The organism is Nonomuraea jiangxiensis (assembly GCF_900099965.1).
In the GTDB taxonomy this organism is placed as follows: domain Bacteria; phylum Actinomycetota; class Actinomycetes; order Streptosporangiales; family Streptosporangiaceae; genus Nonomuraea; species Nonomuraea jiangxiensis.
In genome coordinates this window covers 45,599-60,607 of the sequence record NZ_FNDJ01000007.1, presented here as the reverse complement: position 1 = coordinate 60,607, position 15,009 = coordinate 45,599, and the positions used below count along the sequence as shown (strand labels likewise).

15 protein-coding genes are annotated in these 15,009 nt (G+C 71.4%); 10 read left to right on the top strand and 5 right to left on the bottom strand.

Annotated elements, in window-relative coordinates; all coding sequences use genetic code 11:
• Positions 1–3 precede the first annotated feature (3 nt).
• Positions 4–597, top strand: a complete 594-nt coding sequence (locus BLS95_RS16790) for a hypothetical protein (RefSeq protein WP_090932184.1) — start codon at positions 4–6, stop codon at positions 595–597.
• 231 nt (positions 598–828) lie between these two features.
• On the opposite strand, the gene BLS95_RS16785 is transcribed toward BLS95_RS16790, so the two are convergent.
• Both BLS95_RS16785 and BLS95_RS16780 read right to left on the bottom strand, forming a co-directional pair.
• Positions 829–1,458, bottom strand: coding sequence for a hypothetical protein (locus BLS95_RS16785; protein WP_090932182.1), 630 nt, complete (start codon positions 1,456–1,458; stop codon positions 829–831).
• Positions 1,455–2,423, bottom strand: coding sequence for a C40 family peptidase (locus tag BLS95_RS16780; protein ID WP_176993229.1), 969 nt, complete (start codon positions 2,421–2,423; stop codon positions 1,455–1,457). Before BLS95_RS16780 ends, BLS95_RS16785 begins: the two co-directional genes overlap by 4 nt.
• A 361-nt stretch (positions 2,424–2,784) precedes the next feature.
• Here BLS95_RS16780 and BLS95_RS16775 point away from each other — a divergent pair, with 361 nt between their 5' ends.
• A complete protein-coding gene (locus BLS95_RS16775; RefSeq protein ID WP_090932178.1) occupies positions 2,785–3,075 on the top strand; it encodes a hypothetical protein in 291 nt (96 codons plus the stop codon).
• Positions 3,076–3,226: 151 nt separating this feature from the next.
• On the opposite strand, the gene BLS95_RS54200 is transcribed toward BLS95_RS16775, so the two are convergent.
• Positions 3,227–3,463: a hypothetical protein gene (locus tag BLS95_RS54200; protein ID WP_143043741.1), complete on the bottom strand. Its 237-nt coding sequence runs from the start codon at positions 3,461–3,463 to the stop codon at positions 3,227–3,229.
• Between BLS95_RS54200 and BLS95_RS16770 the strand changes: the two genes are divergently transcribed.
• The 4 genes from BLS95_RS16770 to BLS95_RS16755 all read left to right on the top strand — a co-directional run bounded on the left by BLS95_RS16770 (position 3,453) and on the right by BLS95_RS16755 (position 8,430).
• Entirely contained in the window at positions 3,453–4,034 is a 582-nt protein-coding gene (locus BLS95_RS16770; protein WP_143043740.1) for a DUF8175 domain-containg protein, read from the top strand. The genes BLS95_RS54200 and BLS95_RS16770 overlap by 11 nt on opposite strands.
• 5 nt (positions 4,035–4,039) lie before the next feature.
• Entirely contained in the window at positions 4,040–5,395 is a 1,356-nt protein-coding gene (locus BLS95_RS16765; protein ID WP_218135810.1) for a hypothetical protein, read from the top strand.
• Positions 5,382–6,878, top strand: coding sequence for an SCO6880 family protein (locus BLS95_RS16760; RefSeq protein WP_090932172.1), 1,497 nt, complete (start codon positions 5,382–5,384; stop codon positions 6,876–6,878). Before BLS95_RS16765 ends, BLS95_RS16760 begins: the two co-directional genes overlap by 14 nt.
• A gap of 76 nt (positions 6,879–6,954) precedes the next feature.
• Complete coding sequence (locus BLS95_RS16755; protein WP_143043739.1) at positions 6,955–8,430, top strand: ATP/GTP-binding protein; 1,476 nt, start codon at positions 6,955–6,957, stop codon at positions 8,428–8,430.
• A 250-nt stretch (positions 8,431–8,680) separates the two neighbouring features.
• On the opposite strand, the gene BLS95_RS16750 is transcribed toward BLS95_RS16755, so the two are convergent.
• Together BLS95_RS16750 and BLS95_RS55710 are read right to left on the bottom strand one after the other, a co-directional pair.
• A complete protein-coding gene (locus tag BLS95_RS16750; RefSeq protein WP_143043738.1) occupies positions 8,681–9,094 on the bottom strand; it encodes a hypothetical protein in 414 nt (137 codons plus the stop codon).
• 386 nt (positions 9,095–9,480) lie between these two features.
• The gene (locus tag BLS95_RS55710; protein WP_090932166.1) at positions 9,481–9,930 is read right to left on the bottom strand and encodes a hypothetical protein; all 450 of its coding nucleotides are present in this window, start codon (positions 9,928–9,930) and stop codon (positions 9,481–9,483) included.
• 833 nt (positions 9,931–10,763) lie between these two features.
• Here BLS95_RS55710 and BLS95_RS16740 point away from each other — a divergent pair.
• The 4 genes from BLS95_RS16740 to BLS95_RS16725 are packed head-to-tail and all read left to right on the top strand — an operon-like array spanning position 10,764 to position 14,921.
• Complete coding sequence (locus BLS95_RS16740; RefSeq protein WP_090932164.1) at positions 10,764–11,717, top strand: alpha/beta fold hydrolase; 954 nt, start codon at positions 10,764–10,766, stop codon at positions 11,715–11,717.
• A gap of 42 nt (positions 11,718–11,759) precedes the next feature.
• Complete coding sequence (gene moeZ / locus BLS95_RS16735; protein WP_090932162.1) at positions 11,760–12,941, top strand: adenylyltransferase/sulfurtransferase MoeZ; 1,182 nt, start codon at positions 11,760–11,762, stop codon at positions 12,939–12,941.
• A 46-nt stretch (positions 12,942–12,987) separates the two neighbouring features.
• On the top strand, positions 12,988–13,704 hold the full coding sequence (locus BLS95_RS16730; RefSeq protein WP_245765098.1) for a hypothetical protein: 717 nt from the start codon (positions 12,988–12,990) through the stop codon (positions 13,702–13,704).
• Positions 13,692–14,921 (top strand): S8 family serine peptidase, encoded by a 1,230-nt coding sequence (locus BLS95_RS16725; RefSeq protein ID WP_245765097.1) that lies wholly within the window; start codon positions 13,692–13,694, stop codon positions 14,919–14,921. Before BLS95_RS16730 ends, BLS95_RS16725 begins: the two co-directional genes overlap by 13 nt.
• Positions 14,922–15,009: the final 88 nt, after the last annotated feature.

Genomic DNA, 15,009 nt, shown 5'->3' with positions numbered 1-15,009 from the left:
CTGATGAGCAAGCTCAGGGCGCCCGACCAGCCGCCCGGCGGGGCGGCTCCGGCCCGCCACCCGGTGCCGCGCGGACGGCGCCGGGCGCGGAAAGGCACGGGGCTGACGCCGTTCTACCACGGCCTGCTGCTCGGCTGCTGCGCCGGGATGACGTGCGCCCTGGCCATCGGGGTGATCGGTTTCCTCGTCACCCGGCCGACGGCCCCGGCACCGGCGGTCGCCGCTCCGGCGGCCGTCCCGCAACCGGCGGCCGGGGCACGCCCGGGGGGCGCCGCGCAGCCGCAGGCGTCGATCGATGTCACCCTCACGCACCTCGGCGACCTTCAGGTACGGATCGAGGCCAAGGTGAGCGCGCCCGGCAGCTACGACCCGATCACCAGGGCGCAGGTCGTCGCCTGGACGGACATGGTCGCCATGCCGATGGCCCATCGGCAGGGACCCATCGTCATGGCCGAGGTGCCCGGACAACCCGGCACCTACCAGGCGCTCACGCAGGTGGCGATGGTCGGTGAGTACAACGTCACCGTCGAGACGCGACAGCCGATGGCGTCCAGGACCGACAAGCGGCTCAACGTGCAGGAGGTGGGCAAGGGCTGAGGCCCGCACTTTCTGAAGGCGCCGTGACCGACTCCGCGTGGAGGCCGGCCACGGCGCCTTCCGCTTTCTCCCGGGCACCCGCCGCTCGCGGCGGCTGCGCTCCCCGGCGGCTGTGCCCCCCCCCGGACGGCTGTGCTCGCCAAGGGCTGTGCTCCCCGGCGGCTGTGCCGGCCTGAGGAGCGGGGGCGGGGGGACGGTGGCGGCTCCCTGACGAGAGTGCCGGTCTGGGAGTCAGCGCAGGGTGACGGCGGAGACTCGCCAGGGGGCGCTGCGCTGGCGGCGCTGCAGGGCGACGAACGCGGTCATGGTGAGCGGCCGGCCAGGCCGGCCGTCGGCGCCGATCGGGGTGACGGTGAGCTGCCACTGCCGGTCGGCGTGGGTCGCCGTGTCGGGTGGGCGCGCGTCATGTCCGGCGGTGATCGCCGGCCGCGTGTGCGCGCGTTGGGCGGCCCAGGCGGCCCAGGCGGCGTCGGTGCCGACCTGCGGGCCGGTTCTCAGGTCCGCCAGGTAGGCCGGGGTCAGCCAACCGGCGGCGCGCAGGACGGCATCGCGCTGATCGCGGTCGGTGGTGGTGTCGATGCTCCACATGGCGGTCAGTACGGCGGCGCTGACGGCGTCGGCGTCGCGCTGGTCGATCGTGCCGGGATCGAGGGCGGCCGGCTCCCGGGTAGCGGTGGTGGCCACGGCCGAGGGCGGCGGAGCCGGTGCCTCCGGGACGGGGGTGGACGCGGTCGTCGCGGGCTCGGTGGCGACGCATCCCGCGAGGGCGAGGGCCGCGGTGGTGACGACGGCCGTGAGGACAGGCGGGACGGCCGATCGGACGGCCGGCGGGGCGGCGGGGGGAGCGGGGTGTGGGGTCATGCGTATCTCCGGATGGTCCAGGCGGCGGAGGCGAACGCGCTCAAGGGGGCGAGGCGGACGACGTCGCCGGGGCGTGGTGCGTGGATGACCTCGCCGCGGCCGACGTAGATGACGATGTGGCTGATGCCGAGGCCGTCGCGGTGGTCGATGCCGATGACGTCGCCGGGCAGGAGCTGGTCGCGGGATACCGCGGTGCCGTACTCGGTCGCCTGGGTGGCCGCCAGGTGGGGGAGCTGGACGCGACCGCCGGAGGCGGCCCAGACGGCATGGAGGACGAGGCCGCTGCAGTCGAAGCCGACGATGCCGGTGGCCCTGCCGATGCCGGGAGTGGGACCGTTGGGGCCGCCGCCGCCCCAGGCGTACGGGGTGCCCAGCCAGCGCTGGGCGGTGGCCACCACGGCGCTGCCGAAGCGGGCGGCGCCGATCGCCGTGATCGACGTGTCGGTGTAGTGCGCGACCCGGGACAGGACGCGGCGGACGTACTCCTGGGTCTCCGGGTACTGCGGGATGCCCTTGTGGCGCAGGACCGCGCCAGGGCCGGCGTTGTACGCGGCGAGCATGTTCGAGATCGTGTCCCCGGGCAGGCTCGCGACGGTGCGGGCCAGGGTGCAGTCGTACCGGGCCATGGCCATGATCGCGTCCTCGGGGTCGTCGGGGCTGGTGACGCCGTCCCCGTCGGCGTCCCGGCCGTAGCTCGCCCAGGTGGCGGGCATGAACTGCGCCATGCCCTGCGCCCCCACGCTGGACCGGGCCGTGGGCCGCCAGCCGCTCTCGGCCTCCACCTGGGCGGCGATGAGCGGCGGGCTCACCTGCGGGCACACCCGTCCCGCCCGGCTGACCCACGCCTGATAGGCAGCGGGGACGCTGCCGGGACGCAACGCGAGCGGCGGGCCGGACCCTGGGGGGCCGCTGCTCAGGAGCAGCACCAAGCCGATCAGGAGAGCCAGGAATGCGGCCGTCGCCACGATGGCCAGTTTTCCACCCTTATTCATGTCGAACGCGCCCCAACGTCCCTCTTATCGCTGCAATTTCAAATTTGTCGAAGCCGGGAATCATCGATGTGCATCCGCCGCTTTCCGCCATTGCGGACACCCGCACTGAGATAGGTGTCGCTGGTGGCTGACAATGATCCCGAGTAGTAAGGTTTTACCTGGTCAACGGCCTGTGATGCGGGTTATTCGGATGGTCGGCCGCTTCGGGTTCACCGGTGTCGGGAGAAATAAGGCGGGCTTGGTCATTTTCTATATGAGCATGGACCCTGGGGCGCGGTCACGGGGTCGGCGACTTGCACCAGAAAATTGCAGCTGATCACCCCGGAGGGCCTTCATGACGCATTTTCTGTCTGATCTGTTCCTGGTCACCGGCGTCGCGACGGTGCCGGATCCGGGCATGGGAACGCCGCCACCCGGATCGGAGAAGCTGTTGACGGCGCTGGGCTGGGCGGCGTGGATCGCGACCGGGGCGTGCGTGGCCGGGGTGATGGGCGTGGCCGCCCGGATGGCCCTGGTCCATCACCGCGGGGAGGGCGGCCGGCACGCGGCGGGGCTGGCGTGGGTGATGGCCGCCTGTGTGCTCCTCGGTTCGGCCTCCGGCCTGGTGGGCGCCCTGCTGTCATGACACCGACCAGCCCACGATCCCCCGAACCACCGGCCTCCACCACCTCAGGACCCTCGGCCGGCCCGGCGCCTTCGAGCGATCCGGTGTCCTCACGTGGTCCTGGGCTTTCGCGCGGTTCTGGGCCTTCCCGTGGTTCTGGGCTTTCGCGTGCTCATAGGTCCTCGCGTGGTCCCGGGCTTTCGCGTGGCCCGGCGTTCTGGGCGGCCGTTGTCTTCGTGGCTCCGCTGGCGGTTCTGGCCGTGGTCGTGCTCGTGCGGCCCGACCGCGACTCGACCGCCGATCGGCCGCTGCCATCGGCTTCGTCCGGGCTGCCACCCGCTTCCTCCGGTTCGACCGGGCCGCCGTCGGCATCGGCCTCACCGGCTGCACTGCCGATCTTGTCGGACACGCCGTCCACCCCGGGGCCGGGGCAGTGTCCGGCCACTGCCGAGGCGGCTTCCCAGGCGCTGCCGACGCGGCCGCCGGCGGACGTGGCGTGGACGGTGTTCCACGGGGTCGCCGAACCCGCCTCCCGCGAGCACGGCCCGCACCGCCACGAGGCGGACGTGCACCGCTGCTTCGCCCGGACGCCGACCGGCGCGCTGATCGCCGCCTGGCAGATCGCCACGAGGTTCGTCCTGGCCGACGACTGGCGGCGCGTCGTCGAGTCGCAGGTGATGCCCGGCCCCGGCCGGGACGCCTACGTCGCCCAGCGGGCTCAAGTGCGGGCCGACACCGGCCGGGCCGCCGGCGGCTACGGGCAACTGGCCGCCTTCGCGATCGCCTCGTACACGCCTGACGTGGCCACCGTCCAGCTCGTCTCCCGTTTCGCGGCCACGGGGCAGCTCCAGGTCAACACCGTCACCGTGGCGTGGAGCGGGGACGACTGGCGGCTGCGGTTGCAGCCCGACGGGTCGATCAGTCCGAGTCTGCAGGCGGTGAGCTCGCTGGCGGGGTTCGTGCCGTGGGGCGGGGTGTGATCGCGGTGAGGTCGGCGACGGCCGCGATGCCCCTTGCCCCGGGCACGCCGGACCCGCCGCGGGGCACGGGCCTGTGCGACCTGCCCGGGGCCGACGCGATCTGCGCGGGGGTCGGCGGCGCCGCCGAGAGTGTCGCCGCCGGCGGGATGCTCGACGAGCTCGCCGCGGCGCTGCAGGAGGCCCAGGTCAAGGTCCTGAGCATGATGGCCGGCTTCTGGGCGCGCACGCCGGCACCGCCTCTGTCCGACAGCGTCGGCCCGGTGGCCTGGCTGCAGGAGCGTACGCACTGGTACGTCGGCCTTCTGGCGGTCCTGGGGCTGATCATCGCCGCGGGACAGCTCGCCCTGCGGCGGCGGGCCGAGCCCGCGATACGGGCCACGGCGGGCCTGCTGACCCTGACAGTGGTCACCGGCTGCGCGACGGCGGCGATGTCGCTGCTGGTCGAGGCCGGGGACGCCTATTCCACCTGGATCGTCGGCCAGGCGCTCGACGGCGGTGACTTCACCGGCGCGATCACCCGGCTGGCCGGTTTCCAGACCCTGACGCTGCCTCCCGGCCTGATGATCATCCTGGCGTTCGTCTCGATCATCTCCTGCGTCCTGCAGATCATGCTGATGCTGGCGCGCGTCGCCCTGCTCGGGCTGCTGACCGGCCTGCTGCCGATGGCGGCCGCCCTGAGCGGTACTCAGGCGGGGCGCACCTGGCTGACCCGCATCGCGGTCTGGGGGCTCGCCTTCGCCCTGTACAAACCCGCCGCCGCGACGGTCTACAGCTATGCCTTCCTGGCGATGGGCACCCCCGCCTCCGAGCTGGCGCAGATGTCCGGCCTGGTGGTGATCGCCCTGGCGGTCGTGGCGCTGCCCGCGCTGATGCGGCTGCTGGCCCCGGCGATCAGTACTGTCGGCTCCGGCGGGGGCGGTTCCGGTGCCGCCACGTTCGGTACGGGCGTCGCCACCGGAGCCCGGGTCCTGCCCGCCTCGGGCTGGAGCCACTCCGCCGCCCCCGGCGCGGACGCGGGCAGAGGCGGCACCCCCGCCGGACCCTGCGGCGCACGCACCACCGCACCCGCCCCAGACCCCCTGGCCAACGCCACGGATCGCGACCCCGGGCTCGCGGCAGCCGCTCCCGCCAACCCGGCGACTGCCAACGCGGCGACCACTAATGCGTCGACCACTAACGCGATGACCGTCAACCGGACGGCCACCGACCCGACGGCCACCGACCCGGCGACCGCCAACGCGGCGACCGTCAATCCGACGGCCACCAACCAGACGACCACCAGGGCCGGCGCGACGTACCGCCGTGCCGACGGCAGCACCCAGTCACCCCGACGACAAGGAGGACCGGATGGCGACCGCTGAGTCCGAGCGCACCTACGGCAACTGGCGCCGCCCCACCAGCCCCGGTATCGGCGAGCTGGGCCTGATGGGCACCTTGCTGCTGCTGGGAGGGCTGGTGGCCTGCGTGATCACCACGATGGTCTCGCTGCGGGCCGCACTCGTTCTCGCCGCGGCCCTCGCCTTCGTACTGGCGCCGATGCTGCTGCTGCGCGACCGGCACGGACGTACCGGCCTGCAGACCGCGACCGCCCGCCTGTCCTGGCTGCGCGGCCGCGGCAGAGGCCGGCACCTGTACCGGTCCGGGCCGCTCGGCTTCGCCCACGCCGGCTCCTTCCAGCTGCCCGGCCTGGCCGCATGCTCGTACGTCGTGGACGCCACCGACTCCTGCGAGCGCGAGTTCGGCCTGATCGTCGTGCCGACGACCGGTCATCACACCGCGGTGTTCGAGGCGTCCGCTGACGGGGCCGCGCTGGTCGACGCCGACCAGGTCGACACCTGGGTGGCGCACTGGGGCCAGTGGCTGGCCGGCCTGGCCTACGAGCCGTCCCTGGTGGCCGCCACCGTCACCATCGAGACAGCGCCCGACCTCGGCACCCGGCTCCAGCGCGAGGTCGCAGGCAACCTCTCACCCGACGCCCCCGAGCTGGCGGCGGCCGTCCTGAACGACGTCGTACGCACCTACCCCGCCGGATCCGCGCAGGTCTTCACCCGGATAGCCGTCACCTACGCGGCGAACGCACGCGGCGGCGGACGCCCCCGTACCACCGAGGCCGTGACCCGCGAGATCGCCACCCGATTGCCCGGCCTGACCGCCGGGCTCGGCATGGCCGGCGCCGGCGTCGCCCGGCCCATGACCAGCGCCGAGATCGCCGAGGCGATCCGCGTCGCCTACGATCCCGACAGCCGGCGGCTGCTGGACGCGGCCCGCTCGGAGGGCGTGTCACCCGCCCAGTCCTGGGACCAGGTCGGCCCGGCCGCCGCCCAGGAGGCCTGGGACCACTACCGGCACGACTCCGGGATCTCCGTCACCTGGGGGATGAGCGAAGCCCCCAGGGGCGAGGTCCTCTCGCCGGTGCTCACCGACCTGCTCGCACCGCACCGCGACATCGCCCGCAAGCGTGTCTCCCTGCTGTACCGGCCCTACGACCCGGCCGGGGCCGCCCGCCTGGTCGAACGCGACCGCAAGGACGCCCGCTTCCGCCTCGGCGGCGCCAACGCCGCCGCCCGCGACACCGTGGCGGTGGCCGCCGCCGACCAGAGCGCCCGCGAGGAGGCCAAGGGCGCTGGTCTGGTGCGTTTCGCCATGCTCGTCACCGCCACCGTCCCGCAGCCGGCGGACCTGCCCGCGGCCGCCGCCGCGATCGACACCCTCGCCCCCTCGGCCCGGGTACGGCTGCGCCGCATGTACGGCGCCCAGGCCGCCGCCTTCGCCGCCGCGCTGCCCCTCGGCCTGGTCCTGCCCGACCACCTGCGGATCCCCGCATTCGTCAGGGAGACGATCTGACCTCCCCGGCACGGGACCAAGGACTCGCGTCACCTTGTCCGCGGCGCGGAAGAGACCCAGTCTGGAGCTGACGATCATGCCAGGTGCGACCCACTCCTCCTCGCCCTCCGGCCGACGGCTCGGCGCGCGCGGGTACGGCGGTCGTGGCGGTGGCCGCGTACCGTACGTGGAGGCGCCGCCGGAATGGCGCGGCACCACCGTCCAGGTGTGCGGGTTGTGGCCGTTCGGGGTCGGGTTCAGCACGCCGGCGATCGGCGTGCCGCTCGGGCGCGAGCTGACCGGCGGCGCGACCCTGTGCTGCGACCCGATCTCGTGGTTCGCCCGCGCCGGACTGATCCACAACCCGTCCGAGCTCGTCCTCGGCAAGCCGGGGCTGGGCAAGTCCACCCTGGTACGCCGCCAGGTCGTCGGCCTGGCCGGCTACGGCGTGATCCCGCTGGTGCTGGGCGATCTCAAGCCCGACTACACCGATCTGATCGCCGCCATGGGAGGGCAGATCATCAAGCTCGGCCGTGGGCTCGGCGCGCTCAACGTGCTGGACCCCGGCGAGGTCGGCGCCGCCGCCGCGCGGCTGTCCGGCCTGGACCGCGAGCGGCTGCTGGCCGACGCGCACGGCAGGCGGCTCAACGCCGTCGCCGCCCTGATCACCATCGTGCGCGGCCGGCCCGTGGCCGACACCGAGCGGACCGTACTGTCGGCGGCCCTGCGGGTGCTGGACGAGCGCCACCACGGCGTACCGATCCTGCCCGACCTGATCCAGGTCATCGACGCGGGACCCGACCCGGTGCGGGCGGTCACCCTGGCCCGCGGCAGTGACGAGCGCTATCGGCAGGTCGTCGATCCCCTGCACGCCTCGCTGCTCGGGCTGCTGGACGGGCCGCTCGGGGACACCTTCGCCCGGGCCACCACCACCCCGATCCGGCTGGACAACCCGGCTGGGGCCTGCATCGACATCTCCGGCATCGATGAGGCCGACCAGGAGTTGCAGGCGGCGGTGCTGTTGGCCTGCTGGTCGGAGGGGTTCGGCGCGATCGAGGCCGCGCATGCTTTGGCGGACGCCCGGCTGGCACCGCAGCGTCGCTTCTGGGTGGTGCTGGACGAGTTGTGGCGAGTACTGCGGGCCGGGCGCGGCCTGGTCGACCGGGTCGACGCGCTCACCCGCCTGAACAGGCAGAGAGGCGTCGGCCAAGCGATGATCACGCACACCATGAGCGACCTGCTCGCCCTCACGGAGGAGGCCGACCGGCTCAAGGCCCGGGGGTTCGCCGAACGCGCCGGGATGATCATCTGTGGCGGGTTGCCCGAGGCCGAGCTGGCCACGCTCACCCAGGTCGTGCGGATGTCGGCCCACGAACAACGCATGATCGTGGACTGGTCCACCCCGCCCAGCTGGGACGGTGCCCGCGATCGCGACGGCGAGCCGCCGGGGCGGGGGAACTTCCTGGTCAAGGTCGGTGGCAGGCCGGGCATCCCGGTCCACGTCGACCTCACGCCGGCCGAGCTGGCGGTCAACGACACCAACAAACGCTGGTCCCTCCCCACCACCCGCTAGACGGGACGCGACGGGGGACGGGGGCGGTCCCGGCGGGAAGCCGGGTGGGTCAGGGGTGCTGTTCGGTGAGAGTCGGGGGTCGTGGCAAAAGGAGTGCCCGTATCCGCCGGGTGGGGCGTCGCTCCTGCTCGGAGGACGTCGTCCGTGCGAATACGGGCACTCACCGGGTGACCGGGAGTTCAGCGCGTCAGCGCGCTCCCGAGCGGCGCTCTCAACGGCGCCACCAGCTCACGCCACCGCGTGGGCTCTGTCACCAGTCGCGCTCACGATCGCCGAAGTCGAAGTCGTCGCGGTGACGCCGGTCGAACCGGTCGAAGCGACGCTCGTGACGGCGGTTCTCGTTGATGTTGTTGTTCAGGTTGTGGTTGAAGATGTGGATGTGAATCCGGTTGTGGTGCCTGCGGTGGCCGCCCCAGCCACCACCACCCCAGCCGCAGCGGCGCCGGTGGCAGCCGCCGCCGGTGAGGACGGACGTTCCGGTGCTGATCTGAGCGGCGCTGGCACTGGTGGCGGTCGTCGCGGCGCCCAGGCCGACCACTCCGCCGGCCATGGCGGTGCTGATGGCGAGGCCTGCGATGACACTCTTGAGCTTGGGCATTGCGTTTCCCCCTAAAGGATCGATTGCCCCGTTTTCGACGCTCCCCGACGAGTGGCCGATAGCCATTTGTCGGGTTATGTCTCAGACGACCGTTATCGGGTCATCCGTACCGTGCATATATCCGGGTGAATGACCCACTAACCGGACTTGCTCAGACTTGCCCAGCAGTAGGTGTGTTCATGGGATAAAGCCGCGGAGCACTCGGAGAAAGGGGCGCGCGGACTTGGGACAAAAAAACAGTGAGGGCCCCGCTGGCGGTTTGCCAGCGGGGCCCTCACCGGAATTGCCGTGGAGACGCGCAGAAATGAATCTCAGGCTGAACCGCGCCTAGAACGCGGGTCGTACCCGAAAGCCCGACATCCACCGGTCGAATCCACGCCTTCGTGAGCAACGACCACGCGGGGGATGCGGGAACTCATCCCTGTTTCCTCAGCACATGGTTAGTCTGCGACTTACCGGTGGTGGTGGTGCCTGGTGTGCTTGTTCTTGAAGTTGCGCCTCTCGTGGTCGCGCCGGTCGTCGTGCCTGAAGTCACGCCGGTCGGAGCGGGTGTCGTTGATGTTGTCGTTGGTGACGTTGACGCAGATGTCGCCGTGGTGCCCGCCGCGGCGGCCCCATCCACCTCCACCCCAACCGCCACGGTGGCAGCGGTGGCCGAAGCCGTGGCCGCCGAAGCCACCGAAGCCGCCGAAGCCGATGCCATCGTTGTTGCGGCGGCCGGAGTCGCCGAAGTCGACGATGTCACCGAAGCCGTCGCCGCCGAAGTCGTCGCCGAAGTCGTCGTCGCCGTCGCTGGCGAGGACAGACGTACCGGTGGTGAACTGGGTGGTGGCACCGGCCGCGGTCGCGCCCATGCCGACCACGCCGCCGGTCAGCAGCGTACTGATGGCGAGGCCTGCCATAACACTCTTGAGCTCGGGCATTGCGTTTTCCCCCTAAAGGATCGGTTGCCCCGTTCTCGACGTTTCCGGATTTACTCCGAAACAAGTCCTGGACGGCTACTGAGGAGTCATCCGCTGAATGTCATTTCCGAGGCACCGGTCGAGCAAACAGGAATCATCCTATTTTGCTATGCATTAACGATCTTATTGCTTGCGTTAAACATCTATCAAATGAAATGGCATGATATGTCCGATTGTGTCACAATTGGTGCGGCGATCGCGGTGGCGTTGATCGTCTCGCCCGACCGTAGTTCTTTATCGGAGTCGCCGGATAAGTGGAGTCTTCGGACGTCGCCTGTGGAGTCGCTCCAGGCGCGTACGTTCACGGAACACCTGCATGGCGGCGGCATTGGTCGGCCTGCTTGTCAGGCCGGCGGCATTCGTACTCGCCGTCGATTTCGTCATGGCATGCCGGCGCACAGCGGCATGTTCGGCGAGATGCGTTTTCGGGCGCGGCGGCGCCATCATTGTCTGGAGGGATGGCGTCGCGTCACCCCCCTGAAAGATGCCGGCTGCATTGCGCGGTGCCCGGCCGTGCCCGAATTTCTGGCCTGTCTCACCGTTGACGGTGAGTGGCCGCGGTGTCACGCCGGGTACCGCTGGTGGAGATACTTTCCGGCCGTGACTGCCATAAACGGTGAACGGCAGCCTTTGCCGCACCCTTGGCCAGTGATGAGATCCATTAGGGATCTATGCAGAGGAACATGCCTATATGCCCCCCTTTGGCCAGATTGTCCATTGCCCAGGGCGCTCGGGCGCGATGCTTATCGTGGAGGGAGGAAGGAGGCTGAAGCATGGCAGGAGAGCCGATCCCGCACTGGCCGGGACGCATGCTCGGCTCGGTGTACGTCCGATCCACCGGTCCGACCCCTCGGGAACGGGCAGATCACCAGGAACCGGCAGGTCTCCTGGAGCGGCCCGGCCCCCGGGAGCAGGCGGTCTTCGTCCACGGGCTGACCGGTTCGGCCACCAACTGGACCGACCTCATGGACGAGCTCAAGGACGTCGTCACCGGCCACGCCATCGACCTGCCCGGCGCCGGTTTCTCCCCGGCCCCGAAGGACGCCGACTACTCGGTTTCCGGGCAGGCCAAGGCCGTGCTGGAGCTGCTTGAATACACCGGTCCGGCCCACCTGTTCGGCAACTCGCTCGGCGGCGCCATCGCCGTCAAGGTGGCCGCCGCCCGCCCGGACCTGGTCCGCTCCCTCACCCTCATCTCCCCGGCCCTGCCCGACCTGCGCCCCAGGTACGGCCCGGTGCGGGTGGCCGCCGCCGCGGTGCCCGTACTCGGTGAATGGCTGGCGAGCAGGCTCCGCCTGGTCCCGGCCGAGCACCGGATCACCGCCTCATATGCGATGGTCTGGGCCGACTCGAACGGCGTGCACCCGCTGCGCATGCGCGAGGCCATCGAGGAGCTCCGCAGGCGGGACGACCTGCCCTACGCCGGCGAGGCGATGGTCGGCTCGGCCCGCGGCATCGTGGCCGAGTATTTCCGCCGCGGCCGGGACAACCTCTGGCACCAGGCGGCCCAGGTGCGGGCGCCGACGCTGATCGTGCACGGCAGGCACGACCGCATCGTCCGCCCCGCCATGGCGGCCAAGGCCGCGCGTACGTTCCGGCAGGTCAGACTGCTGCTGCTGGCGACGGCGGGACACGTGGCGATGATGGAGACCCCGCGGGTCGTGGCGGCGGAGGCACGCCGGCTGATCGGTGAGACCGGCTCGGGGAATGCCCCACTGACCTACTAGGTTTCACAGAGAGACAAGACCCCTGGAACGGGAGCGTAGAAAGTGTCGTTGCCACCGCTGGTCGAGCCGGCCGCCGAGCTGACCGTCGACGAAGTGCGCCGCTACTCGCGCCACCTGATCATCCCCGACGTGGGAATGGCGGGGCAGAAGCGGCTGAAGAACGCCAAGGTGCTGTGTGTGGGCGCCGGGGGCCTGGGCTCGCCCGCGCTGATGTACCTCGCGGCGGCGGGCGTCGGCACCCTCGGAATCATCGACTTCGACGTGGTCGATGAGTCCAACCTGCAGCGCCAGATCATCCACGGCCAGTCCGACGTGGGCCGGCCGAAGGCGGAGAGCGCCGCCGCGACCGTCCGCGAGATCAACCCGCTGGTTCAGGTGATCCTCCACAACGAGGCCCTGACCACGGACAACGTCATGGAGATCTTCTCCGGCTACGACCTCATCGTCGACGGCACCGACAACTTCGCCACCCGCTACATGGTGAACGACGCCGCGGTGCTGCTCGGCAAGCCGTACGTCTGGGGCTCGATCTACCGCTTCGACGGCCAGGCGAGCGTGTTCTGGGCCGAGCACGGGCCCTGCTACCGCTGCCTCTACCCCGAGCCCCCGCCTCCCGGCATGGTGCCGTCGTGCGCCGAGGGCGGCGTGCTCGGCGTGCTGTGCGCGTCGATCGGCTCCATCCAGGTCAACGAGGCCATCAAGCTGCTGACCGGCATCGGCGACCCGCTGGTCGGCCGGCTGATGATCTATGACGCCCTGGAGATGAAATACCGCGACGTCAAGGTCCGCAAGGACCCCGAGTGCGTGCTGTGCGGCAAGAACCCGACGGTCACCGAGCTGCTCGAGGACTACGAGGCGTTCTGCGGCGCGATCTCCGACGAGGCCGCGGAGGCCGTCAGCGGCTCCACGATCACCGCCCTTGAGCTCAAGACCATGCAGGACAACGGCGAGAACATCTTCCTCGTCGACGTCCGCGAGCCCAACGAGTACGAGATCGTCTCCATCCCCGGCGCCACCCTGATCCCCAAGGGCGAGTTCCTCAACGGCTCGGCCCTGGAGCGGCTGCCGCAGGACAAGCGCATCGTGCTCCACTGCAAGTCCGGTGCGCGCTCGGCCGAGGCGCTGGCGATCGTCAAGAACGCCGGCTTCTCCGACGCCGTGCACGTCGGCGGCGGCGTGCTGAGCTGGGTCAAGACCGTCGACCCGAGCCTGCCCAGCTACTAAGGGTTTCCGGGGAAGCTCCCAGGACGCCCCTATTAAGGTCGATGGCGTGAACTCAGCCCGTCCTTGGCCCACGCTCGTGGTGGCCTCCGCGTTGACCCTGGTCTGCGCGGTGGCCGCCGGAGTGGCGGCCGATGTGGCGGGCACCGAGCTCACCCGCGGCCCGAGCGCCGCGGAACTGAACGCGGCGGCCAGGCGCGAGGTCGCCGAGCGCTGGCGCACCTGGCCCACCGGCCGTATCTTCCCCGCCACACTGCCGTACTCCGCCGAGCAGGGCGGGCAGGAGCAGGCCAGCCGGATCGGCATCTCCCCGCGGACGGCCTGCGACGCCGTGGACGCCACGGCGGTCAAGGCCCTGCGCAGGGCGGGGTGCAGGGGCGTGCTGCGGGCGACCTACATCGACGCGTTGCGGGGCGTGCTCGTCACGATCGGTGTCGTGGCGCTGCCCGGCGAGCCGGACGCCGTACGCGCCAAGTCCGCCTTCTCCGACACCGGCAAGCCCGTGCCGGGCCTGCGGCCGCTCGCCTTCCAGGACACGCTGGCCGACCGGTTCACTCCGGGGGTGCGCCAGGCGGGGTCGGTCCGCCAGGCGGGCCCGTACCTGGTGCTGACCACGGCCGGGCAGGTGGACGGCAGGCCCACGGACGCGGCGGGCGAGGCACGGCCGGCCATGTTCGCCTTCGCCACCGAGATGTCCGAGCGCGTGCTGCATGACCTGAGCACGCCCAGGGTGCCCGACTGCACGGCGGCGGAGTGGCAGTGCTGAGCCGGGGCCGGGCGGTCGCGGCGCTGTTCACGGTGTCGCTTTCCACCGCGTTCCTGTCCGCCGGGCCCGCGTGGGCGGACGACGTGCGCGGCGGGCAGCAGCCGGTGATCAGGACGTTGCAACTGCCCCAGGCCTGGCGGGTCAGCAAGGGCGCCGGGGTGACGGTGGCCGTGCTCGACTCGGGCGTCGATCCCCGCCACCGCGACCTGGTCGGCTCGGTACGGGTGGGCCGGGACTTCACCGAAGGCGCGAACCCCGCCGGGACCAGGCCGCGCCGGCTGCACGGCACGTACATGGCCTCGTTGATCGCTGGGCACGGCCACGGTGATCAGGGAAAACGGGGGATCATCGGCGTGGCGCCCGAAGCGGACGTACTGTCAGTAAGGGTCATCCTTGAGGACGAGGAGCCGGGTTTCCGGGAATTCAACTCGGCCGAGCGCTTCGAGGACGTGGTGGCCCGCGGCATTCGCTACGCGGTGGACGAGGGGGCTGACGTCATCAACATGTCGATCTCCAAGGAGCTGGCGACCCGGGAGGAGCGGGCGGCCATCCGCTACGCCATCGCCAAGGGCGTCGTGCTGGTCGCCGCCGCGGGCAACGAGGGCGACAGGAAGATCTCCGGTGACTACGCGCCCTACTCCTATCCGGCCGCCTTTCCCGGGGTGGTCTCGGTGGGGGCGACGGACCGGCGGCTGCGGAGAGCCACGTTCTCCAACTGGAACTCCTCCGTGCTGGTGGCCGCGCCCGGCGTCGACATCATGGGCGCCGGTCCCGGCGGCCAGTACTGGGTCGGCCGGGGCACCTCGCAGGCCACCGCGCTGGTGTCCGGGGTGGTGGCTCTCATCAGGGCAAAGTTTCCGCAAATGTCGCCCCCGCTCGTGGCCCGCGCCCTGGCCGCCGGTGCCGTCGACCGCCCGCCGGGCGGCTACGACACCGGCACCGGCTTCGGCGTCGTGAACGCCGCCAGGGCCCTGGCCGAGGCCGGCAAGCTGGCCAGGCACACCGACACCGCGACGGGCGCCCAGGTCCAGGACCCCGCCGTGCCCGCGGCGCGCCGCCGGACAGGCCCGATCAAGGTCGTCACCAGGGACGAGAGGCGCGTCGCGGTCTACGCGGCCATCGCCGCCACGGCGGCCGCCGGCGCGCTCGGGTCCCTGGCGGTCATATTCATCCTGGTCAGACGCGTACGCAGGGAGTCCGGCGCACAGGACGCATGATCCGTCCACCAAGGGGGACGAAATAGACACAATGCGAAGGCGAGGGAGTGCCGTCGCCCGGAAAGGCGGCGGGAGCCGAGCGGCCACG